The sequence below is a fragment of the Paenibacillus athensensis genome (assembly GCF_004514475.2).
Classification (GTDB): domain Bacteria; phylum Bacillota; class Bacilli; order Paenibacillales; family NBRC-103111; genus Paenibacillus_AL; species Paenibacillus_AL athensensis.
Window position 1 is genome coordinate 89,274 of record NZ_MYFO02000005.1, and the last position, 24,135, is coordinate 113,408.

Annotated in this window: 18 protein-coding genes; 8 read left to right on the forward strand and 10 right to left on the reverse strand. The window is 59.1% G+C overall.

Going from position 1 to position 24,135, the window contains the following annotated elements:
• Positions 1-589: 589 nt before the first annotated feature.
• The 3 genes from B5M42_RS11060 to B5M42_RS11070 all read right to left on the reverse strand — a co-directional run bounded on the left by B5M42_RS11060 (position 590) and on the right by B5M42_RS11070 (position 2,914).
• Positions 590-1,183 carry a sulfite oxidase-like oxidoreductase gene (locus B5M42_RS11060; RefSeq protein ID WP_134754560.1) on the reverse strand — a complete coding sequence of 198 codons (594 nt, stop codon included), beginning with the start codon at positions 1,181-1,183 and terminating at the stop codon, positions 590-592.
• Positions 1,184-1,198: 15 nt separating this feature from the next.
• Positions 1,199-1,588, reverse strand: a complete 390-nt coding sequence (gcvH, locus tag B5M42_RS11065; protein WP_134754562.1) for a glycine cleavage system protein GcvH — start codon at positions 1,586-1,588, stop codon at positions 1,199-1,201.
• A gap of 402 nt (positions 1,589-1,990) precedes the next feature.
• On the reverse strand, positions 1,991-2,914 hold the full coding sequence (locus tag B5M42_RS11070) for a Gfo/Idh/MocA family protein (protein ID WP_134754564.1): 924 nt from the start codon (positions 2,912-2,914) through the stop codon (positions 1,991-1,993).
• A gap of 148 nt (positions 2,915-3,062) precedes the next feature.
• On the opposite strand from B5M42_RS11070, the gene B5M42_RS11075 reads away from it, so the two are divergent.
• Positions 3,063-3,626: a hypothetical protein gene (locus B5M42_RS11075; protein WP_134754566.1), complete on the forward strand. Its 564-nt coding sequence runs from the start codon at positions 3,063-3,065 to the stop codon at positions 3,624-3,626.
• 64 nt (positions 3,627-3,690) lie between these two features.
• Here the strand turns inward: B5M42_RS11075 and B5M42_RS11080 are convergent, their stop codons facing one another.
• From B5M42_RS11080 to B5M42_RS11100, 5 genes are all read right to left on the reverse strand, one after another.
• Positions 3,691-5,316, reverse strand: coding sequence for a leucyl aminopeptidase (locus B5M42_RS11080; protein WP_230632856.1), 1,626 nt, complete (start codon positions 5,314-5,316; stop codon positions 3,691-3,693).
• Between the two features lie 19 nt (positions 5,317-5,335).
• A complete protein-coding gene (locus tag B5M42_RS11085) occupies positions 5,336-6,349 on the reverse strand; it encodes an aldo/keto reductase (RefSeq protein WP_134755437.1) in 1,014 nt (337 codons plus the stop codon).
• A 412-nt stretch (positions 6,350-6,761) separates the two neighbouring features.
• A complete protein-coding gene (locus tag B5M42_RS11090; protein ID WP_134755435.1) occupies positions 6,762-8,405 on the reverse strand; it encodes an anti-sigma factor domain-containing protein in 1,644 nt (547 codons plus the stop codon).
• A gap of 25 nt (positions 8,406-8,430) precedes the next feature.
• Positions 8,431-9,207 carry an RNA polymerase sigma factor SigI gene (gene sigI / locus B5M42_RS11095; protein WP_134755433.1) on the reverse strand — a complete coding sequence of 259 codons (777 nt, stop codon included), beginning with the start codon at positions 9,205-9,207 and terminating at the stop codon, positions 8,431-8,433.
• Positions 9,208-9,379: 172 nt separating this feature from the next.
• The gene (locus B5M42_RS11100) at positions 9,380-9,802 is read right to left on the reverse strand and encodes a hypothetical protein (RefSeq protein ID WP_134755431.1); all 423 of its coding nucleotides are present in this window, start codon (positions 9,800-9,802) and stop codon (positions 9,380-9,382) included.
• A gap of 162 nt (positions 9,803-9,964) precedes the next feature.
• Here B5M42_RS11100 and B5M42_RS11105 point away from each other — a divergent pair, with 162 nt between their 5' ends.
• From B5M42_RS11105 to B5M42_RS11135, 7 genes are all read left to right on the forward strand, one after another.
• Positions 9,965-10,471 carry a DUF4912 domain-containing protein gene (locus B5M42_RS11105; protein ID WP_134755429.1) on the forward strand — a complete coding sequence of 169 codons (507 nt, stop codon included), beginning with the start codon at positions 9,965-9,967 and terminating at the stop codon, positions 10,469-10,471.
• 6 nt (positions 10,472-10,477) lie between these two features.
• Positions 10,478-13,378, forward strand: a complete 2,901-nt coding sequence (locus B5M42_RS11110; RefSeq protein ID WP_134755427.1) for a 1,4-alpha-glucan branching protein domain-containing protein — start codon at positions 10,478-10,480, stop codon at positions 13,376-13,378.
• 21 nt (positions 13,379-13,399) lie between these two features.
• Positions 13,400-15,850 carry a sugar phosphate nucleotidyltransferase gene (locus B5M42_RS11115; RefSeq protein WP_134755425.1) on the forward strand — a complete coding sequence of 817 codons (2,451 nt, stop codon included), beginning with the start codon at positions 13,400-13,402 and terminating at the stop codon, positions 15,848-15,850.
• 86 nt (positions 15,851-15,936) lie between these two features.
• Positions 15,937-16,164, forward strand: a complete 228-nt coding sequence (locus B5M42_RS11120) for a hypothetical protein (RefSeq protein ID WP_134755422.1) — start codon at positions 15,937-15,939, stop codon at positions 16,162-16,164.
• Between the two features lie 102 nt (positions 16,165-16,266).
• Positions 16,267-17,130 (forward strand): DUF4912 domain-containing protein, encoded by an 864-nt coding sequence (locus B5M42_RS11125; RefSeq protein ID WP_167690146.1) that lies wholly within the window; start codon positions 16,267-16,269, stop codon positions 17,128-17,130.
• Positions 17,131-20,574: a 1,4-alpha-glucan branching protein domain-containing protein gene (locus tag B5M42_RS11130; RefSeq protein WP_134755418.1), complete on the forward strand. Its 3,444-nt coding sequence runs from the start codon at positions 17,131-17,133 to the stop codon at positions 20,572-20,574.
• Between the two features lie 275 nt (positions 20,575-20,849).
• Positions 20,850-22,820: a glycoside hydrolase family 15 protein gene (locus B5M42_RS11135; protein WP_134755416.1), complete on the forward strand. Its 1,971-nt coding sequence runs from the start codon at positions 20,850-20,852 to the stop codon at positions 22,818-22,820.
• Between the two features lie 86 nt (positions 22,821-22,906).
• Here the strand turns inward: B5M42_RS11135 and B5M42_RS11140 are convergent, their stop codons facing one another.
• On the reverse strand, positions 22,907-23,302 hold the full coding sequence (locus B5M42_RS11140; RefSeq protein ID WP_134755415.1) for a glycine cleavage system protein H: 396 nt from the start codon (positions 23,300-23,302) through the stop codon (positions 22,907-22,909).
• A gap of 99 nt (positions 23,303-23,401) precedes the next feature.
• Complete coding sequence (locus B5M42_RS11145; RefSeq protein WP_134755413.1) at positions 23,402-23,950, reverse strand: peroxiredoxin; 549 nt, start codon at positions 23,948-23,950, stop codon at positions 23,402-23,404.
• Positions 23,951-24,135 lie beyond the last annotated feature (185 nt).

Below are 24,135 nucleotides of genomic sequence, written 5' to 3' on the forward strand. Positions count from 1 at the left end.
TACTTATATTATACTTTCACACGGACTAAATTATAATACAAAATAGATTATTAGTCCACAAAATTGTTCGCAATTTTGTTCGTACATATTTCAATTACTAGAATTAAATCGAGAGAAGGGTGAGAATGGACGTAGTAAACATCTCATGCCTCTTTATTGAATCCAACCTGCTGTGAGATAATGCTTCTATATTAATCCGACTGAGGAACTATTTAATAAAGTGTAGGTAAAGCAATGTCAAGAAAAGATGGACAAATACAAATACATGCAATAATCCAACTAATCATTCAAGGGTAATCAGAGCAAACTTTTCTCGTGTGCTGGATTAGGCTTTCAAACAGAAACAGAACATAATCGAAGTTCCAATTCATTAACATGAAGTAAAAAGTAAATGGGGATTTCTCTACGTGGAGGTGAAATGGATAAAGATATATGAAAATGAAGTTATTTCTTTGATGAATTTACGATAAGAGCAGTAAAAAACGAAGAACGAGACACAATAAAAGAAATTTATTGGAAAAATGGCAGTATGAAAAGACCGGCAAGCAGACATTTAGCATACCGGTCCAGTACAGAGCTTGTTTTCCTTTCAATCGAAATCGTATCTTTGTTCCTTAAAAGGATCGCCATACATGTGATAGCCGTTGCGCTCCCAGAAGCCCGGCTTGTCTTTGCTCATGAACTCGATGCCCCGCAGCCACTTGGCGCTTTTCCAGAAATACAGATGCGGCACGACCATGCGAACTGGATAACCGTGCTCAGGCGTCAGCAGCTCGCCGTTGTGCTTGATGCCGAAAAACGTAGTCTCGCGCAAAAAATCGTCCAGCGGCAGGTTCGTCGACCAGCCGTGCTCGGCATGCAGCATGACATGAGACGCCTCGGGCAGCAGCTTGACCTGCTCCATCACCGTCGCCACAGCGACGCCCTCCCACACATTATCCAGCTTGGACCACGTTGTAACGCAATGAATATCGTTGCGAAACTCGCGGCGCGGCAGCGCCATGAACTGCTTATACGAAAGCTGAACCTCATGATCCACCAAGCCAAAAATACGCAAGTCCCATTTGCTCATATCGCGATAATACGGCACCGAGCCGTAATGCAGCACAGGAAAGCCCTGCGTCAGCGTCTGTCCCGGCGGAATCCGGTCCTTCTGTTCCTGCGGTGTATCTGCAGCAGTCATACGTTCCCTCCTGGCTCAGTCGTAATCGACAAGCGCCTTGTATTCCTCAGCGCTCAGCAGCCCTTCCAGACTTCGCGGGCCGGCAATCGTCAGCTCGAACATCCAGCCTTCTCCGTAGGGGCTTCGATTGATTTGTTCAGGCGCCCCTTCCAGGGTGCTGTTCACCGCCGATACGACACCGGACACGGGAGAAAAAATATCGGAAACGGTTTTAACCGACTCCATGCTGCCCGCAGGATCGGAGGCCTGCAGCGAAACTCCCTGCTGCGGCAGCTCCACGAACACAATATCGCCCAACAAATCCTGAGCATGGTCGGTGATGCCGACCCGCACCAAGGTATCGGACAGCTTTTGCACCCATTCATGTTCCCGGGTGTACAGCAATTCGCTATGCACATCACTCATCGCTTTTGGCCTCGCTTTATCGGCAAATTTTGCTTTTAGCTTAATTCAACGCCAACCCCAAAGTCAAGGCCGCCGGGCGGGACGGCTGTGCGCGGCAAAACCGCTGACCGCAAACAAGCACCGTACGCAAAACGGGCGAAAAAATGATCGTTCAGGCTGAATCCGCCAGTGAACGCCGTACAGTGAAAGACATCGGTTCAGCTTCTGAGCGGCGCTTGTCAACGTTAATCGAACTGAACGCGCTTCCCGCGGTGAACAGCCCGCGCCGTACCTATCCAGTCGCAGGCGAGGTACATAAGCGCTCTGCGCTTGCCGCCCTCTATCCGGCATACGCCATAAAGTGACTGCCGGACCCATTAGGGCAGCAGCCATTTTTTTTCATCCATTTATGAACAGGTATGCTTACGGACACAACCGTTCAACCAGTCGGTGCGATTCGAGCACCAGATCGGCTCGCACGCTGCATTGCTCCGGCCGTCCAAGGCAGCTCAGCACATGGTCGACGATCCCGGCAAAGCCGCGGCGCTGCAAGACGGTGTCCCAGTTGCCAAAGGTGCGGATACGCGGCGCGCGGTCTTTTTCATAAAAAACCGCCGACTCCAAATTGGTTACCTCGACGGCCCGGCCGCCGCCGTGCAGCTCCAGCTTTTCCAAATCGACGCCCGACAGCCGCGCCATGCTGAAGCTGCCGTTGGCCGCTCCCATCGCTACGCTGCCGGATGCATGCAGCAGCCGCCCCTCCCGGTCTGCGCGCACGTCCGCCGCTCGCAGCTCGCAGGGCGCTTCACTGAGCCATTGCAGCAGGTCAAGCATGTGAATCAGGTCGTCGTACAGCGTTGTTTTGGCAGTAGTCGACTGCTGCTTGACTCGATGCTTGACGACAGCGCACCAATCGAAGCCCCCGGCCTCCCGCAACCACTCGCGGGCTTCGCCGTACAGCGGAGCGAACCGGCGATTAAAGCCAACCGCCAGCAGCCGCCCCTTGCGCTCGGCCAACGCAGCCAGCTCCACCGATTCTTTCCATTCATTGGATAAGGGCTTATCGACGTATACGTCGACGCCCGCTTCCAGACATCGGCTCGCCAGCTCAAAATGCGTTGGCGTCGGACTGTGCAGGAAGACAGCGTCCAGCCCTAGCGCCAGCAGCTCCTCCAGCCGGGTCGTTCCCACCGGAATGCGATATTTGGCTTGCAACCGTTCCACGGTTGCCGCCGATCTGCTCATCAAGCCGGCAAGATCAACGCGCTCCTCGGCGGCGAGCAGCGGCAGGTATACTTTTTGCGCGATATCTCCAAGCCCGATCAGGCCAATTCGTATGCGGTCCATGCGGTTGCCGCTCCTTTCCATATTGTGCGTACTGCCGGCCAAAATCGCGGGCTTCCGCGAAGCCGCAGCTTCCACACCATCGCCTTCCTGTGATAAAATAAGGGCTGTTCCACGAATCTATCAAGTCAGGCGGATGAGGCACATTTTTATGAAAACCAAAACTTATGGTCTGTTATGCAGCTCGCTGCTGTTTGTCATTTTGCTCGTCTTGACGTTTATTTTCAAATCGGTTCCCCTGCTGTACGCGACCACGGTGTGTCCGCTGCTGATCGTGCCGTTTATGCCCGATATCCGCTCCGCCCAGCTGATTCGCATGAGCCGCTCCGACGCCTCTGTGCGCATTATTCACGTACAGGGCCGGGAGCCCGGACCGTCCGATCTGTTTGTCATCCGGCTGCAGCCGGGTTACATTCAATGGGAGCGCGACTATTTGTATTTCGACGTTCGTGATGCGGTGACGTATTCGGCGCTGCCGCAGCAGGAGCAGGAGCTGGCCGCTTCGATGGCCGTGCTGCCGTTCGATCTCAAGCCGCACCGGCGTTATCCTTACAGAGTTGGCATTTCGCTGGCCAATCTCAAAACGCGCACCGCGCAGCTGGCCATAACGACGCAGGAAATCAATCGTCTTGTGATCCGTACCAGCGATTTGATGGAGCTGACGGGACGGCGGCGCTCATCTTCCGCTGCGGCCGGACGCAGCCTGCGCGCCTAAACCCATCCAAGCAAGGAAAAGTCACCGTCCGCGGCGGGTCCGCGGGCGGTGACTTTTGTGCGTTCTAGGGCCGATCCAGCACATACGCGGCCAAGGTGCGAACCATAACGCCTGTGCCGCCCTGAGGCTCGATGCCTTTGGCGCTCCACAGCCAGGCCGTACCGCCGGTGTCCAAATGAATCCACGGCAGCTCGTCGGCAAACGTACCGATAAACAAGCCGCCGGTAATCGCACCGGCCCAGCGGTCGCTGGAGGTCGAGTTGCGGATATCGGCCACATCGCTTTTGAGCATGTCGTGATATTCGGGATAGTTCGGCAGCTGCCAGACCTTCTCTCCGGCGCGCGCCGCTGCTTCAAGCAGCGGCTTCAGGAAGGCGTCGTCGTTCGTCACTGCGCCTGTCGCCACATCGGCGAAGCAGACCAGCACGGCTCCGGTGAGCGTCGCTACGTCGATCAGCCGCGTAGCGCCCAACTCGCGAGCGTAAGCGATGCCCTCCGCCAGCACAATGCGGCCTTCGGCGTCGGTATTGAGCACCTCAACAGTGCGTCCGTCGTATAGCGTGACGACGTCGCCCGGCCGGTAGGCGGTGCCGGAGTTCATGTTCTCCGCGGACGGGATGACCACCGTCAGGTTGATGCGCGGGCGCAGCTCGCCGACGATCTGCAGCAGGCCCAGCAGCGTTGCTGCGCCGCCCATGTCGCTGATCATCTCTTCCATGCCCGCGGCTTTTTTGAGCGAGACGCCGCCGGTGTCGAAGGTGATGCCCTTGCCGACGAGCCCCAGCACGTCGGCGCTGCCCGGATCGCCCTCGTACCGCAGGGCGATCATTCGCGGCGGGTTGGCGCTGCCCCCGCCGACAGCCAGCAGCCCGCCCATGCCGCGGGCTGCGAGCTCGCGCTCGTCCAGCACTTCGCAGGCGAAGCCCAAGCGCTGGGCGAGCAACACGGCTTCTTCGGCAAGAGAAGCCGGCACAAGCTTGTTGCCCGGGAGATTCGTCAGATCCCGGGCATAGTTCGTCCCCGCCGCGACCGCACGCGCGCGGCGGATCGCCGCCGCCAGCGCCTCGGCGGCAACAGCTTCGGCTGCGGCGGCTGCGCCCGCTGCCGTGGCTTCGCCGGCGCGCGGTTGCGCCGGCGCTGCTGCGGCGCCCGTGCCGGGGGCGCCGTCCGCGCGGCTGCTGACCGCTGTGCGGGTCAGCAGCGCGGCTTCGCGGAGCTCGGCCCGATCGGGCCGCTCCGCGTCGCTGCGCCGGTACGCCGCCCTGCGGTACGTACCGAGCAGCAAACCCTCCGTCAGCGCGCCCGCCGCTGACGCCTCATCCACGCCGGCCGGCAGCGCCACGGCCAGGCATTCGATCCGCAGCGCCAGCGCCCGGCGCGCGGCAAACACCGCGGCTGCGCGTTGCGCGTCGCGCGTAGCGGCGGGGCCTAGCCCAGCCGCCAGCACGTACGCACAGGGCAGCAGCCCGTGCGTCGGCAGCGCCTCCACCTGCCCGGAGGCGCCGGTAAACACACCCTTCTCGCGCAAGCGCTGAAGGGTGGCGTCAAGCTGCGGCTGCCCCAGCCAGCCGCTGCCGCTGCGCAGCTCGTCTTCGGTCAGCAGCACAACGACGGCTTCCAAGCCCGGGTCGAGCTGCGCCAAAGGCGCCAACGCGCTGACCGTCATGGCGGTCGTTTCCAGATCCCACATAAGATACGCTCCTTATCGGTTAATAATAGGAAGCCGCTGCCTGAATCACCTGCTGCATCGGCAGATGGTACGGACATTTCGACTCGCAAAGCGGCTTTTCCTTGCAAGGCTCGTAATCGGCGCAGGATAAAATCCGGTCCTTTTGTTTTTGATAGAATCCGTCGCCCTTGGGCAACAAACCGAATGTATCGCGGATTTTGCTCGAAATCATCACATCGGGAATGGAAATTTCCAGCGGACACGAGCAGTAATTACAGCGACGGCAGTTGTGCTCGCTCAAATCGACAGCCAGCCGCTCCAGCTCGTCCCGCTCACCAGCGTCGATCTCCCGCTGCATCGCGGCGATATTCTCCTTCACCTCGGCCACGCTGACCATACCCGATATCGTCACATGCACATCCTGACTGAACGGGTAGCGGAGCGCCCGGTCGACCGGCTGAATAAAGCCCCCGGAGAGCGGCTTCATCGCCACCTTCATCATGTTCAGCGCCGTTGCCGCGGGGATCAGCTCGTCCAGCGCAAAACGCTGCGCCAGGCTCAAGTGAAACAGCACCTGCTTGAATTCGCCTTTGGCCACCCATTTGGCGAGCAAATCGGGCCGGTGACCCGTAATGCCGATAAACCGCACCTTGCCTTCGCGCTGCGCTTCGAGAGCCGCCTGATAAGCGCCGTTTTCCCCCATGATCGTGGCAAACTCCTGCGGATAATTCACGTAGTGAATTTGCAAAATGTCCACATAATCCGTCTTCATCCGCGTCAAGCTGCGTTCGATTTCCGATTTGGCCGTAGCGTAGTCGCGCGCGCCCGTTTTGGTCGCCAGCATATACTCCTGACGCCTGTGGGAGATGCTGTTGCCGATGATTTCCTCGCTGTTGCGGTAAGCCGCAGCTGTGTCTATATAGTTAATGCCATTGTCCAATGCGTAGTTGAGCGCTTCCCGGGCTTGTTCGAACGGTACGCCGGGCAAATTCATCGCCCCGAAGCCAAGCGAGGAAACCTGATAACCGGATTCCCCAAAAGTCGTGTATCTCATCCACCTACTCCTCCTCTAACCTCTATGTCCTGCCACGATAAAACGGAATCAAAGCAATATCACATATGACTGTATTGTAATACAGTTACTGCGGATTTGCCATGCTTGCGCATGCCGGCGCCCGGTCCCGCACAGCACGGCGCTGACCGCCCTCACGCGGAAAACGCCGTGCTTGATTCTTCCCACCGCGCGCAGCTCCCCGAACGCAGCCCGGCCTTATGGCGGCTGTCAGCCCATCTTGGAAGCTTGCACACTCTGCCGCCTTCGCCCTTTTTCCAATCCGGCAGCAACAATGTGCGCAGTCTATGTGTGAGTGTGCCGCGCAACGCGGCCCTTGCAGCCCAGCAACAAACAGGCTGCTTCGCCGCGAGTCGCTTGCGCCCGCTTGAAGCAGCCTGTTCGTTTTAAAAATTTAACTGCGCGTTTGACCGGCTATGCCGTCCAGCCAGCCTGCCGGCCAACCGAAGGCGCGTGTACCACCTGCGGCCGGACCGTTTGACGAGCGGCCCGCTGCTCCACCCCGATCATCACCGGAATCGCCGCTGCGGCCATTCTTGTTTGTGCTATTGGCCGGATCGTCCTTTTTCCCGCCTTGGTCGTCGCTGCCGTTATTGCCGTTTTTCCCGCTGCCGCCGTTATTGCGGTCCGGCTTGCCGTTATCCTTCGCGCCGCCCTTACCGTCCGCCCCCGCTTTCGGCGAAGGCGTCGGCTTGAGTGTAGCGGTACCGGGCTTGCCTGGCTTGGGCGTTGGTGTCGTTTTGGGCGAAGGCGAAGCCGGTTTGCCATTTTTACCGTTCGATTCGCCGGAGCCGCTGTTTTTGCCGCTGCCATTGTCCTTGTTGTCATCCCTGCCCTTGTTATTGTCGGCATTGTTGTTATCCGATTTGCCGTTGGGCCCCTTGCCGTTGTTTTTGTCGGAATGATCGTTACTGCTTCCCGGCCCCTTGGGGTTGTTCCTGCCGTTATCGGATTTGCCGTTGTTACCGTTGTTGCTGTTGTTGCGATCTCCGATACCGCCGATGCCGCCAACGCCCGCGCGGTCGTTGCGGTCTTCTCTGGCGTTCTTGTCGTCCGGCCCGCTTTGGCCGTTGTGTCCGTCGGCCTTGCCGGTTTGCGGCGAAGGATTCGGTCCCTTCGTCGGTTTGCCGCCCTTCCCGTTATTGTCCTTGGCGTCCGACTTGCCTGTACCGCCGTTTTTCTGGGCCTGCTGAAGCTTTTCGGTCAGTTTGCCGGATTTCTCGTCGTCGAGCAGCTGCTTGAGGCTTTTTTTGCTGATCGGCTGATCCGGCTTGATCAAGCTGCCGATGCCGCCGTTTTCCTTGGCCAGCTCGTGGACCGACACCGACTTGATATCGTCAATCGACACATCGACGCCGCTGTTCACGGCGCTCAGATAAATGGCGTATTTGCCCGCCGATACGCCGCTGGCCTGAGCCTCCTGGCGAACCTCCTGCGGAGCGGCAAACGCCGTCACTTCATAATGGCTCGCTTCGGCCGGATGAGCCTCTTCGATATGTTTGGCCACCTGCTCCTTGAGCTTGGCCGCCAGCGCTTCGTCATCCACGGAGCTGCGGCTGGCCACCAGCGTGCTGCTGATGATAATGTCGCCTTCGCCCTTGGCGAGCGGTCCCTGCTCAGCTTTGTCGAGAATGGCCGCGGTAACTTCCTGAACGCTTCGGCCCTTATAATCCACCGCCTGAATCAACTCGCTGCCATCGCTGTTAAGACCCTGCAGGTCCTGAACGATTTCCTGATTGTCGATGCCCAGCTCCACGCTCGGATTGATGTCGATCGATACGTACGCCACCACCTGTCCGCTTGCCGGTCCGCCCGTCAGCGCCGTAATCAGCACGAAGCATAATACGACGGCAGCGACCAGACCGGACGTGATTGCCAGCTGCGGCTTTCTGAACCTCGCTTTGACCGGCGCGGTATAAAGAATTTCTTCCCCGACCTCGCAATTGCGCGTCTGTCTGGGCAGCTTGTCAAAGCGCCCCTCGGGACTCATGACCACGATGTAGCTGTCCGTCAATTCCATGACAATGCCTTTATTCATGCGCCTCGCCCTCCTTTCCTCGAAATTAATCCTCACGGATATGTAGGTAGTCCCGCAAATACGGATACGGTCCGTTATAAATGAGCGCTACCGCAATCAAATACTTGCGGTTGCGCTCCAGCGTCTTGCGCGACACCTGCACCCGCTCCAGCAGCTCCTTGATCGGTAGCTGCCGCTTGGCCAGCAGCGTACGCATCAGCTCGGCGTCCTCGGACAACGTCCGGGCAATTTGAAACAACAGCTGGCGCGAATCGTCATGCTTGGGCGACGCCTCGGTCAGCTCGGAAAAGCTGATGCCGAATTCCTGCAGACAGCGGCTGAAATCGATGATTTCGCTGCGCCGCTCCTCTGCGCCCTTTTGCTTCTCATAGGCTTCGATCGCCTGATGCACCTCAACCGGATTCATCAGATTGCTTTCCTCGTCCTCCTGATCAAATGCGCTGTAGGGCACCTGGCCCTGAAACCGCTGCTCCTTGCGCACATAGTCGATCAGCCGGCGGCGGATCACCGTCTCGGCAAAGCCGAGAAACGAACGTCCCGCTTCCTGAGAATACTGGTTCAGCGCTTCATTAAAAGCAGCAAGTGCAATGCTGAATTCGTCGTCGCGCGCCGGATCGATGTATCGTTTGCAAAAACGGCTCGTCACCTTGGCCACATAAGGCTGATAGTCCGCAATCAGCTGATTGCGAAGACGCAAATCGCCCTGCTGAATTCGCAGCACCTGCTCCTCCAGGGGCGAAGAGGCGTCAGACTTTTCGGACGGCCGTTTGCCGAAAAACTTTTTGAAAAGTACCAGCAGCACCGTTCCACCTCACAATATAGTAGTTTCGTGAACCCGCTTGCGGATTCGGGGGTACGCCTATTGTCCTAGACTGAAAAAACGAAAAAAAGTTGCAAACGTCCTTCGTGCAACTGCTCTCAAATAGAAGGCCACCCGCCTCCTGGAAGAGAACGAGTGGCCGAGCTTGGCGTTATCAGGCTTTTTTGGAAGCTTTTTTATTCTTCAATTTGCTGCGCCGCGTGCTGAGCGTCTGCAGCCGCTTCATCAGCTGCTCTTCCCACTCCGCATCGCTTAGCGATCGGGCTACGGACAGCAAATCAAGCGCCATGTCGATTTGATTTCGCACGATATCCAGCGGCTCTTCGCCTTCATGATTGACGCAATTTTCATAGAGCAAATGGTCTTTACCGTCGACGTATTCGACAAAATCAACCTCAAACGCCCCGTCCCCATGCGCATATTCGGCGAGAATTTCGTATTCGCTTTCCACCAGATAATGCACTTCAATACGGTGACATACCGGGCAAAATAAAATAGGCACGTTATGGATTTGCGTGCGTATATGCTTCAGGGTGCCTTTCGTTCCGATCATGCTAGCTCCACAGCAAAAACTCATGGAACATCCCTCCTGACGTTACCCGGTTTATCGAATGTTATTCGGCAAATGCTAGGGAAATTCCTTTTTTGAAAGGGAAGAAGATTTTAACAACGGACGCATAATTTACAGCTCCTGCGCAAATGCTGAAACAGTCACGCTATCCGAAAAGGAGGAACGCCCTTGAAATCGCTGCCCGCGGCCGGGTATGAAGTACCCGACCGCTACGAAAAAGACCTGCTCCATCTGATGGTCAAGGACGCTCATTCGCTTTATGCCTATTGGGAGGTCAGCAATCGCCGACGCTGGCTGGTGTCCCAGCATTTTGAATGCGACTACGGGGCCATGCCCAAGGCGCTGCGCATTTACGATGTGACCGGTGCCTACTTTAACGGCAGCAACGCCCATTCGCAGTTCGACATGATCACGACGCCGGAGGCGAATAACTGGTACATACACGGCTTGTCCGCCGACAGGACCTACGTAGCCGATTTAGGGACGTATACGCTGGAAGGCGAATTTATTCCGCTGCTGCGCTCCAATTGCGCCGCAACGCCCAAGGATACCGAAGCCGCCTGGGGCGAGCCGCTGCAGAGCGTTGTCCCCGAGGTGACGGACGGACACGCGCACGGACGGATCGTTCCGCATTTTTTTGAAAACTTTCAAGCTTATTCTCCATACGCGAGGTGAGGACAGATGATGAATCGAATTAAAGCGAAGCCGGAGCTTAAAGGCTATCTGGCGCTCGTACTTCACGCCCACCTCCCGTACATTCGTCACCACGACCGTGACGACTACATGGAGGAGCGCTGGTTCTATGAAGCGATGACGGAAACGTATTTGCCGCTGCTGGAAGTGATGGAACGGCTCGTCGCCGACAAGGTCGACTTTCGCCTGACGTTCTCGATGACGCCGACGCTGCTGTCGCTGCTGGGCGACCCGCTGATGCAAAACCGCTATCGCGACTATTTGACGAAGCTGATCGGACTGGCCGACAAGGAAAAAGCACGGCTGGCCGACAATGCGCAGCTGCTGCCGCTGGCTGTCATGTACGCCGATCGCTTTCGTCAGCTGCAGGCGTTGTTTGAAAGCTGCAAGGGCCATGTCATCAGCCGCTTCAAGGCACTGCAGGACGCCGGACTGATCGAAATTGTCACTTCAGCGGCGACCCACGGCTTTCTGCCGCTGATGAAAAACGAAGAAGCGATTCAAGCGCAAATCGCCACGGCCGTTCGCGACTACGAGCGCCATTTCGGCCGCAAGCCGCGCGGCATCTGGCTGCCGGAATGCGGCTTTACGCCAGGCGTCGACCGCATCCTCAAGCAGCACGGGATCGACTTCTTCTTCTCGGACTCGTCTGCCGTGGCCTATGCGACGCCGCAGCCGAACCGCGAGCTGTACGCGCCGCTGATGACGCCGTACGGCGTCAGCGCCTTCCCGCGCGATCCCGAGTCGGCCAGTCAGGTCTGGAGCGCAACCGACGGGTATCCCGGCGACTTCAATTACCGCGAATATTACCGTGACATCGGCTGGGACCTGGGCTGGAACGACATCGCGGAATGGGAATACATCCGTCCCTACGTGCTGCCCACCTTCGAGCGCGTCAACACGGGGATTAAATATTATCGCATTACCGGCAAGGGCAATCATCGCGAGCCCTACAATCCCGATTGGGCGCAGGAGCGCGCCGCCGAGCATGCCGGTAACTTCATGTACAACCGCCAGTCGCAAGCCGAGCACTGGCATCGCTGGTTAGACCGCAAGCCGATCATCGTCTCGCCCTACGACGCCGAGCTGTTCGGTCACTGGTGGTATGAAGGCCCGGTCTGGATCGAAATGCTCTGCCGCAAAATATTCCATGATCAGCACACGCTGAAAATGATTACGCCCAGCGAATACCTCCAGGAGTATCCAGTAGCCGACGTCGGCAAGCTCAATGAATCGAGCTGGGGCCGCAACCACTCGGCCGAAGTGTGGCTGCAGGGCAATAACGACTGGATTTACCGCCATCTGCACCAGGCCGAAGAACGGATGATTCGTCTCTCCGAACGCCATGAGCATGTGACTGCGGCCGGAACGGCGGACGCCGGACTGCTCAAGCGGGCGCTGAACCAGGCGGCGCGCGAGCTGCTGCTGGCGCAAAGCAGCGACTGGGCGTTCATCATGGATTCCCAGACCGTCGTTGATTACGCGGTGCGGCGGACGAAGGACCATCTCGGCTGCTTTCACCATCTGTGCGACCAGATTGAACGAGGCGGGCTCGACGCAGAGCTGATAACCGCTTTGGAGGACAAGGATAACCTGTTCCCGCAGATCGACTATCGCGACTATGCGCCCGTTAACCGGCTGTCGCCGATTCCGATCATTCCGGAGCGCAGTCAATGGGAGGCGCTGCTCGCGGAAACACAGCACCGTCCGAACATCTTCATGCTCGCATGGGAATACCCGCCCAAACATGTCGGCGGTTTGTCCCGCGCCGTGCACGAGCTGTCCGAGGCGCTGGCCGCCAAAGGCGAAATCGTCCACGTCATTACGACCTCCCACTTCGGAGCGCCGTATTTTGAGAAAATGAACGGCGTATATGTCCATCGCCTGCCGATCGACTGCTCGGGCGATACGCATTTTTACAATTGGACGTTCGAAATGAATCTGGCGATGATCGACCATCTGGTGCGCTGGAAGGAAGCCGGCGGCCGCATCGACCTGCTGCACGCCCACGACTGGATGGTCATGCACACCGCCCGCGAGATCAAGCTCAGCTACGGTATCCCGCTCGTGGCCACGATCCATGCCACCGAATGGGGACGCAATCAGGGCAAGCTGTACAACGAGCTGCAGCGCAAAATCCACCATCTGGAATGGCGGCTCACCTATGAAGCCGACCGCGTCTTTGTGTGCAGCCAATATATGAAGGATCAGGTTCAGCATATCTTCAGCCTGCCGCATGACAAGGTGCTGGTGTATCCGAACGGCATTCATGTGCCGCAAGCACCGGCCGCCGCCGGACCGCGGCCGGAGTTTTTGCGCGACAACGACCGCGTCATTTTCTACATCGGCAGGCTTGTATTCGAAAAAGGCGTGCAGGTGCTCATTGAAGCGATGCCGCGTATTTTGGCCGAGGTCCCCGACGCCCGGCTGGTCATTGCCGGTTCCGGCCCGATGGAGCACGAGCTGCGCGAGCGGGCGGCGCATCTGGGCGACCGCGTCTGGTTTACCGGCTTTGTCGACGACGCCTATCGCGCCAGATTGTATGCAGCCGCCGAGGTTTGCGTCATTCCAAGCCTGTACGAGCCGTTTGGCATCGTAGCTCTGGAGGCAATGGCCTGGCGCAAGCCGTTGGTGCTGTCCGATACCGGAGGACTGGCGGAAATTATCCGTCACGGCGTAGACGGCTACAAGGCCCTTCCGGGCCATGTAGATTCGCTCGCCTGGCATGTAAGCGAAATGCTGCTTAACCGCGAGGCCTGCGCTGCAATGGCCGAAACCGCCTATCAGACGCTGCTTATGCACTACCAGTGGAACCGAATCGCCACGAACATGCAAGACGAATACCACAAGCTGGCCTACATCCAGCCCGAGTGGGTCGCAAGCAAATAACGGCAAGGAGGAAACCTGAATATGAAGGCTGTTATTATGGCCGGAGGCAAAGGGACGAGACTTCGTCCCTTGACTTGTCAACTGCCCAAACCGATGGTGCCGCTGATTGGCCGGCCGTGCATGGAATACATTGTCGAGCTGCTGAAAGAACACGGCATCCGCGACATCGCCGTCACGATGCAATATATGCCGGAGGTGATCCGCAATCATTTTGGCGACGGCCGCGAGCACGGGGTCAATATGGTTTATTTTGAGGAAAAAATCCCGCTGGGTACGGCCGGAAGCGTCAAAAACGCCCAGACCTTCCTCGACGATACCTTCATCGTCATCAGCGGCGACGCCCTGACCGATTTCGATCTCGGCGCAGCGCTCGCCTTTCACCGGGAAAAACGCGCCCAGGCGACGCTGGTGCTGACTCGCGTCAGCCATCCGCTGGAATACGGCGTTGTGATGACCGACGAGGCCGGACGCATTGTGCGATTTTTGGAAAAGCCGAGCTGGGGCGAGGTGTTCAGCGATACGGTCAATACCGGCATCTACATCCTGGAGCCCGAGACGCTGCAGCGCGTGCCGGAAGGCAAAGAATTCGATTTCAGCCAACAGCTGTTCCCCGAGCTGCTTGCAGAGCCCGACGCGCTGTTCGGCTATGTCAGCTCCGGCTACTGGTCGGATATCGGCAATCTTCAGCAGTACCGGCAGACGCAATTCGATATGCTGGACGGCAAGGTCAAAGTGTCCATTCGCGGCACCGAGCTTCAGCCCGGCGTCTATGTCGGCGAGCAGGTCGAAGCCGCTCCCGGCGTCAAGCTGGTCGGGCCGGCGTATATCGGCGATCACAGCAGACTGGAGGACGGCGTCGTGATCGGCGAATATTCGATTATCGGGCGGCACAACCGGCTGGCCAAGGGCAGCGTGGTATCGCGCAGCGTCGTCTGGGATCACAACCACATTGCCGAAGGCAACGAGTTGGCCGGGTCTACGCTGACCAGCCGCATTATCAGCAAGGAGTCCTCTTATTTCGGCGACGGCTCGGTCGTTGGCAACCGCGTCGTGATCGGCTCCGGCAGCCGCATCCAGCCCAACGTCAAAATATGGCCGAACAAGCATATCCGTGAAAATACACGGCTTCATACTTCCTTCATTTGGGGAGACCACTCCGCCAAAACCTTGTATAAAACGCGCGGCGTCAGCGGCATGCCCAACGTCGAGCTGACGCCCGAGCTCGCCTCGCGTTTCGCTACCGCCTACGGCGCCACGCTGGCTGCGGGCAAAACCTTGACCGTCAGCTCCGCTCCGCACGAATTCGCCCGGCTGCTGAAGCGCACGGTCACGGCCGGACTGCAATCGGTCGGCGTACACGTCATCGATCTTGGCGACGCCATCGCTCCGGCAGCGGCTTTTGCCATCCGCAACCTCGGCGCCTCCGGCGGCGTACACATCGGCTGGTCAGGCCGGGAAAACGAGCCGGCCTGTCTGGAATGCCTCGACGCGGAAGGACTGCCGATTGCCAAATCGGCTGAACGCAAGGTCGAGAACAGCTTCTGGCAGGAGGATTACGGCCGTGCTCCGGTGGACAAGATCGGCAGCTATCGGCAGGAAAACGGCTGGACCACCGCCTACGTGACGGCGCTGGCCAAGGAAGCCGCTTGCGAGCGCAGCGGCGCGGGTGCAGGCGTGGGCAGCGGTGAAGGCAACGGTTCAGGCGCGGGCAGCAAGTCGCTACGCGTCGTTGTTGAAGCAAGCCCTTGGTTGCAGCAGTCTACAGTGCCGTTCTTCGAGCTGCTGGGCGTGGAAGCGATTCACGTCACCGCCGCCAGTCTGCAGGAGCCGCTTTCGGCATTCGTGCCGCTGTCCGGCGCACACCTTGGCCTTTCGCTCAAGGACGATGGGCGCAGCCTGCGGTTGATCAGCGAGCAAGGCAGGGCAGTGGATGAAGATATGCAGACAGTCTTCCTGTACCTGTCCTATCTTCACAGCCGCCCGGGCGCTACTATCGGTGCGCCGGTAAGCGCCCCGCATCTGCTGGAGAGCTTGGCCGAAGGGCTCGGCGCGCGCATTGTGCGCACAAAGGAGCTGGCCCGCTCCGTGCTGGAGGCGACAGCGGAAGCGAACCTCCACCCTCTTTTCGACGCGCTGTTCGCTTCGGGGCTGGTGCTGCTCCATCTGGAGCGCACGGGGCTAGCGTTCTCCGAGCTGCTGGCGCTGCTGCCATCGTTCCACCTGCACCGCGAGCGCATCGACTGCCCGTGGGATTTCAAGGGCCAAGTGATGCGCGGGATGATGGAACGGACCAAGGACGAACGCGTCGAACTGCTGGATGGAATCAAAATTTTCCATGACGACGGCTGGGTGCTGCTGCTTCCCGACGCCGACGATCCGGCCTTCCAGGTCGTGGCCCAATCAATCAGCCCTGAAACGGCGCAAGCGCTTGTCCGCCCCTACCGCGAGCAGATTCTAAATACGCTGCATTAAGCATACACATAGATCGAAAAATCCGTTTCCGCCCGGTTTTTCCCGGCAGCGGATTTTTCGATTCTCATAATGAAGGGGAGAACGGCATGCACATCCTTCCGATCGGGTCCAGACAAATCGCCTTCGTGCAGTACGACGACCAGGCCTCGCAGATGATCGTGCAATATCATACCGGGCTGACGACATCCTATCGCGATATCCTGCCGGCGGATTACGCCAAAATTGTCGCTTCGGCCAACCGCTACGATTCGCTCCTCAGATTGACGGAAGCGCGGCTTTCCGAAAGCCGGGCGTTGCTTCCCCCGCTTACATAATAACCGGCGTCTCCACTTGTCAAGTGGAGATTTTTCGTTTCAGCGGAGCTATGCTACAATGATGCTCAAAACCTATCCATATCGAAGAAAAGGTGAATGTGCATGTACTCCGCCCCCCGCTCTTCCGATGAGCACGATGCGCTTGTTCTGCTTGTCCAAAGCCCGCTTACGCTGTTTGCGTACTGGCATCTCACCCCGCTGCGAGAACAGCTCCTGCTGGAGCATTTCGGCGTCCCGTGGCGCGGCTTGTTGCCTTGTCTGCGCTTCTACGACATCACCGGCCTTGCCCGCTTTGACGGCAGCCAGGCATTGGAGCTGGCCCATGCGGCGCTGCCGGACGGCGGCTCCTGCTTTTTCGGCGGATTTGCTCCGGGCCGCCGCTATACGGCCGATCTCGGCGTCGTTTCGGCGGAGGGACGGTTTGTCGCGCTCTTGCGCGCTCAGCCCGTGCTGATGCCGGAGCCGGAGGGCGGTGGCGGCAGCTTGCGGAACCATAGCCACGCCGACGAATGCAGAGGGCTGCGGGAGAGCGACGGCGGAGATGCGGAGCGATGGCTGGCGGCAATCCGTGGCGGCGGGGACGGTGGAGACGGGAGCGGTAGCGGGAGCGGGAGCGGTAGCGGGAGCGGTAGCGGGAGCGGGAGCGGTAGCGACAGCGGCGGCGGCGCGAGCCTGCGTGACCCTAACCACGGCAGCGGCCGCAGAGGACCGCAAGAGAGCGACGGCGGAGATGCGGAGCGATGGCTGGCGGTGATCCGTGGCAGCGGCTGCGCGGCCCGGTGGCTTGTGTGGAACAACGGCTGCGGCTTGGCTATCGGAGCGGGGGAGGGCACGCCTGCAACGGATGCGAAATCGGGGTCAAAGGGTTGTTTTACGATGATTTCACCTGAGAATTACAAGCAATTTTCGGCCTATTCCGTGTATGCTCACCGGCTGCCGGAAGAAGGTTACGGAGGCGATACGTAAATGAGCTCGATCGTTCGCGGCAGCATCGCATTTGTGCTGCACGCTCATCTTCCTTACGTGCGGCAGGCCGACCGAACCCCGGCGCTGGAGGAGCGTTGGCTGTACGAAGCCGTCGCTGACACGTATTTGCCGCTGGTCGACATGTGCGACCGGCTGCTCGCCGACGGCGTCCGCTTCCGTCTGACGTTATCTGTGTCGCCGACGCTGCTCGCCATGCTGGACGATCCTGAGCTGATCGGCCGCACGCGTCGCCATCTGGCATCGCTGCACCGGCTGGCGCAATCGGAGACGCTGCGCTTGTGGGGCGACGCCGCATTCACGCCGGCAGCGCAGATGTACGAGAGCCGATACCGCCGGCTCCTCAAGCTGTACGATCGCCTCGACGGCGATCTGATCGGCAAGCTGCGCGAGCTGCGGGATAGCGGCTGTCTGGAACTCATCGTCTGCGCAGCGACGCATGCCTTCCTGCCGCTGACCGCCAGCGCAGCAGCGATCCGGGCGCAGCTCGGCGCAGCGGTGGCGGAGTTCCGCCGCCACTTCGGCGACGCGCCCGCAGGGGTCTGGCTGCCGGAGTGCGGCTACACGCCGGCGATTGAACCGCAGCTGGCTGCGCTCGGGCTGCGGTATTTCATCGCCGCCGATCACGCGCTACCGGCGGCGGCAGCCCTGGGACGCCCCGTGCTGACGCGCGGCGGGGCGTGCGCCTTTCTCCGCGACCCGGAGTCCGCGGAGCAGGTATGGAGCGCCCGGACCGGGTATCCGGGCGCGGCGGAATATCGCGACTACTATCGCGATATCGGCTTTGACCTCGGCCGCAGCGGCGGGGCCGAGTGGGACTACATCAAGCCCTATCTGCTGCCGAACGGCGAGCGCCTGGCAACGGGCTTGAAGTATTACCGCGTCACCGGAGCCGACGCGGCAGAGAAGGCGCCCTACTGCCCCGAGGGCGCAGCGCGCAAAGCCCGGGAGCATGCCGGGCATTTTGTCGCCGCAAGGCGCGCTCAGGCGCGCCGAATGACCGCGCTCGGGGCCGATGCTGCTGAGCCGAACGCTTCGCGCTCGCTTATCGATCCCTCTGTGGGCCCAAGCTCGGCTCAAGCTCCTCCCAGCCCTTGTGGCGAGCCGCCTGTCATCGTCTGCCCCTACGATGCGGAGCTGTTCGGCCACTGGTGGTTTGAGGGCCCGCTGTGGCTGGAGGCGGTATTGCGCGAGTTGGATCAACCGACGACGCAAATTGACGTAGTTCTGCAAACAACTACGCTGAATGAATATAGGAAGCTTCATCCACCAGCTGCAGACCGGCCTGTGGACCTGCCCCCGTCCAGTTGGGGTCGGGGCGGCTTCGCCGAAGTCTGGCTGCAGCCGTCCACGGCTTGGGCCTATCCGCTGCTCCATGCCGCCGAAGAACGCATGACGCAAGCAGCAGCCGCTCATCCCGATCCCCAGCGGTTGCCGGAGCTGACCCGGCGGCTGCTTGACCAAGCCGGTCGCGAGCTGCTGCTAGCCCAGAGCAGCGACTGGACCTTCCTGCTTGATGCCGGTTCCTTCACCGGCTATGCCAAAGAGCGGATTCACCGGCATCTGGAGCATTGTCATACGCTGCTGGATTTTGCCGCCGGCTCGCCGGTACGCGGTCAGACACGTGCCCCGGCCAACGCGCAGCCGGAGCCGGGCTCATCTGCGTCCGACAACAGGCGCACACCGCCCCCGAGTCCGCTCGATGCCGCCCGCTACGTGCAGCGGCTGGAGCAGGAGGCTCCCCTGCTGCCCGATTTCAGCTATTCGCTGTTTCATCCTGTTGCAGCGCTTGCGGAAGCTCCTGTGCCTGTCCAAAAAGCCCGCTTCACAGCAATCGCAGCGTCGGCAGCCGACAGCGGCAGCGCGATGGAGCCAGCCGACGCGCCGCATCTTGCAGCGCAAGAGCCCATCTCCCACTCACCGCAACGCCCCCTGCACATTCTAATGCTAGCCTGGGAGTATCCGCCGCACGTAATTGGCGGGCTCGCCCGCGCCGTCTGCGATCTGTCACAGCAGCTTGCCGCTGCCGGACACGACGTTCACGTCGTTACGTGCCGATCCGGCGCAACGCCTGCTTACGAGCTGGCCTCAGGCGTTCATGTTCATCGCGCGGAGGTGCTGCAATCCATGCAAGCCGTCTCTTTTTTGGACTGGGTGCTGCAAATGAATCTCGCCTTCGCCGACACGATTGCCGAGCTGGTCGCCCGCGGTCAAAAGTGGGACGTCGTGCATGCCCATGATTGGCTGGTGTTTTATGCAGCTCACGAAAGCAAGATGCGGTTCGGGCTCCCGCTGGTCGCAACGCTGCACGCTACGGAGTTTGGCCGCAATCAAGGCCGGCTGACTGGCGAGCTGCAGCAGCGCATTCACGCGCTCGAAGCCCGGCTGACTGCCGAAGCAAGCCGCGTGATTGTTTGCAGTAACGCAATGCAAGAGGAAATTGCCCGCTTGTTTCAGGTGCCATCCGCCAAAATCGCCCGTATTCCAAACGGAATTAAGTTGCCAAGCTCGTTGATGCAACCGAAAAACCCGGGTAAAAACGATTCGGACAGTTCTAACCAAGCAGCTTCATCAGGTGTTACAGGCTCGATCAACCCAATCGGCTTCACAGCTTCACCCGACGTCATCAGGCCGGCCCAACCTACCAGCTCCAACGCTTCACCCGACGTCATCAGACCGGCCCAACCTACCAGCTCCAACGCTTCACCCAACGCCTTCGGACCGGCCAACCCTGCCGACTCCAACCATCCCGCCGCGCCCACCGGCCACCTTCGCCCTCTGGACGGCACAGCCGCCCAGCGTCCGGCAGCAGACGCATCGCCTCACAGCGCGCCCCGCCCGCTGCTGGCCGAGCTGCTCGCCGACGCGGCCCGAGCCGGCGACCGGCTGCTGCTGTTCCTCGGCCGGCTCGTGCACGAAAAAGGCGTGCACGTCCTCCTGCAAGCGCTGCGGCTCGTGCTCAAGCGCCATCCGAACGCGCGCCTGCTCATCGCCGGCGTCGGCCCGGCGCTGGAGGCGCTGCAGGCTCAAGCAACGCCACTCGGCAGCCGCACCGTCTTCCTCGGCTTTGCCGATGAAGAGGATAAGCGCGCGTTGCTGGCCGCTGCCGAGCTGTGCGTGTTTCCGAGCCTCTACGAGCCGTTCGGCATCGTGGCGCTGGAGGCGATGGCCAGCGGTACGCCGCTGATCGTCTCGAACGTCGGCGGCCTCGCGGAAATCGTCGAGCACGGCGTAACGGGCTGCACCTTCTCTGCAGGTGATGTCTCCGCGCTGGCGCTGGCCATCGTCGAGCTGCTGGACGAACCCGAACGCGGACGCCTCATGGCCGAAGCAGCCCGTCAGACGGTGCGGGAGCGCTTCAACTGGGCAGGGATTGGCGAGTGTACAATCGAGCTGTACAAGGCAGCTGCGGCCGGAGCTTTTTGACAAAAAATGCTTTTTTGCGACATGCATATTCGTCCTTCTGTCGTCCCATCCTAAAAGGATGAACTGCCGTGATTCCCGGTTTTTTATCGCAAATATCGACAGTAAGCGTTACCATAGAGATATTTTCAGAATATTTTCAAAGAAGCCATTGATTCCTTGGCAAGAATTAGGTAACCTAGTGGCAAAGCCTTCTGTACATCGCGTGTCAAACAACTGTACATAAGTGCATAGAGACTATAGACGATAACGTCGACAAAGAGTGGGGAAGTGATCTATTGCCTAGACATCTGGTCATCGGAAACGGAAAATTTCTTATTAATCTGGATCAGCATTCCTATATGCGCGATCTGTATTACCCTTACGTGGGCCAACTCAACCATATCGGCGGCTACCAGTGCCGTGTGGGCATTTGGGTGGACGGCGCCTTCGCGTGGCTGAACGCTCCCGAATGGCAGTTCAATCTGGCTTACGTCGAGGATTCCCTCGTCACCGAGGTGACGGCGACTCACCCGGAGCTGGGCATTACCCTGCTCATCAACGACGGCGTGCACCAGCGTGAAGACATCTATCTCAAGCGTATCCGCATCACGAATCACCGTAACACCGTGCGCGAGGTCCGGATGTTTTTCAACCAGGATCTGCTGATCAACGAATCCGAGGTTGGCGATACGGCGGCTTATTATCCGGCCACCAATACCGTGTTCCACTACAAGAAAGATAAATACTTCATGTTCAACGGCAGCACCGGAACTGAAGGCATTTTCCAATACTCCACCGGGGTCAAAAGGTTCTACAACGCCGAGGGCACCTGGCGCGACGCCGAAGACGGCCACCTGATGGGCAATGCCATCGCTCAGGGCTCCGTCGACAGCACGATCAGCTTCCGCCTGTTCGTTCCGCCGGATTCCCACCAGACGCTTTATTACTGGATGACGGCCGGCAAAACGCTGGAAGAAGTCAAAAAGCTCGACAGCTATGTCAAAGACAGCCACCCGGGCAAGCTGCTCGACCGTGTCACCGTTTACTGGCAGCGCTGGGCGAACAAGGACGCCGAACGCGATTACGGCGACCTGCCGCAAGAGGTGGTTCGCCTCTACAAGCACAGCCTGCTGATCGTGCGCACGCAAACCGACATCCACGGCGCGATTATTGCCGCCAACGATTCGGACATCATGCAAAGCAACCGTGACCATTACAGCTACATGTGGCCCCGCGACGGCGCGCTGATCGCTTACGCCATGTCGATGGCCGGCTATCAGGGCATGGTGATGCCATTCTTCAATTTTTGCGCCAATGTCATTTCGCCGGACGGCTATCTGCACCATAAATACAATCCGGACGGTACAGTGGGCTCCAGTTGGCATCCTTACATTCACGCCGGCCGTATGCAGTTGCCGATCCAGGAGGACGAAACCGCACTCGTGCTGTTTGCGCTCTGGCAGGACTTCCAGCGGCACGGCAGTCTTGAGTTCGCGCAGTCGCTTTACCGCAGCCTGATTCGCAGCGCAGCCCGCTTCATGTCGACGTACATCGATCAGGAGCTGAATCTGCCCAAGCCAAGCTACGATCTGTGGGAAGAGCGCTACGGCATCTTCACGTTTACTGCCTCGGCCGTTTACGGCGGTCTGATCGCTGCGTCCAACTTCAGCAACCTGTTCGGCGACGAAGAGCGCAGCAACCGCTACAAGCATACCGCGGAAAAAATCAAAAACGGCATGCTCCAGCACCTGTGGGATGAAAAAGAAGGCCGCTTCGTTCGCGGTCTGTATCTGGAAGACGGCGAATGGGTCAAGGACATGACGCTGGAAAGCTCGGTATACGGCATTTTCGAATTCGGTGTCTTGCCTGCCGACGACGAACGCGTCGTTTCGACGATGCGCGCCAACAAAGCCGGCCTGACGATCAAAACCGACATCGGCGGCTCTGCACGCTACCACCACGACTATTATTTCCAACGCTCGACCGATATCGAAAAAGTGCCCGGCAACCCGTGGATCATCTGTACCCTCTGGATTGCCGAGTGGGAAATCGAATCCGCCAAAACGCTGGAGGAGCTGGAGACGCCGCGCCGCACGCTGGAGTGGGTCGTCAAGCACTCGATGGAAAGCGGCATTTTGCCGGAGCAGCTTGATCCGTTCACCGGCGATCCGGTATCGGTAGCGCCGCTCACTTGGTCGCACGCGACCTATGTGCTGGCTGTCGTCAAATACGTCAACAAATACAATCAACTGCTCAAGCAATCTTAATCCAACGTATCGCCAAAAAGCTCCAGTCCCGCCTCGTGCGGAATTGGAGCTTTTGCTATTTGTTTGTTACCTGCGCGCTTTGTTGCCTATTTGCCGGAAGCCCCCGTATACGCCTCATAGCGTTCAGCGCTCCATAGCGCCTCCAGCTCCTCCGGCGACGTCAGCTCCAGCGTGAACAGCCAGCCCTGCGTATAGGGCCGCTCGTGCAGCCAGAACGCCTCGCCCCGCTCCAGCGCCGTGTTGATCGAGCTTACGCGCCCGGAAAGCGGCGTACGCAGCTCGTATTCCCTCTCGGCTGTCTCGATGTACCCGACATAGCTGCCAGCCGCCAGCGTCTCGCCGGGTACCGGCAGCTCAACGAATATCGCCAGCCCCCGCTCGGCTGAAGCGCTTTCGGTCAATCCAACGACGGCATGGCCTTCCTCGTGCCGCACCCACATGTGCGTCGGCGTATACCTGTATGCTGCCGGAACCTCCATCATCGCTTTCCCTCCTTGCGTCCACCGCTATCCCTGTAATGAACAAAAGCCCCTCCCCCCGCAAAGGCTGCGGGGCCGGAGGAGCTTGTCTGCTATTACAAATTAACCTGCAACGAGGTTTTTGTCGCCTGGCTTCCAGTTCATCGGGCACAGACCGCCGGATTGCAGAGCTTGCAGCACGCGAAGCGTTTCGTCTACGCTGCGGCCTACGTCGTTGTGGTTAACCACTTGGTATTTCAGCTCGCCGTGCGGATCGATGATGAACAGACCGCGCAACGCGATACCTTCTTCTTCGATCAGAACGCCGTAGTCGCGGGACACGGATTTCGTGATGTCCGCTGCCAGCGGGAAGTTCAGTTGGCCAAGGCCGTTCGCGTCAATTGGCGTGTTGATCCATGCTTTGTGCGTATGTACGCTGTCGATCGATACGCCGAGAATCTCGGTGTCCAGATCCTTGAATTGAGCGGCTGCCATGCTCAGCGCCGTAATTTCCGTCGGGCACACGAAAGTGAAGTCCAGCGGATAGAAGAACAGCACCAGCCATTTGCCTTTATAGTGGGACAAGGACGCATTGCCAAAACCCGTACCGTCGCCCAAAGCCGTTTCCATTGTAAAATCAGGAGCGTGTTTGCCTACCAAACGTTCTGCCATTTGTACAATTCCTCCTCGAATCTGTTTTCTTCGTTTAAAATGGTAACATTCGCCTAATAGAAAGTCAATAATTAGATCGAATATTAACTGATAATTATTATTAACTTATAAAAAGCCTCTGACACCTCGCAACACCGCTGCTCGGAGAGAAAAAGCTGCGCTTTTTCCGCTCCGCATGCAGCCGC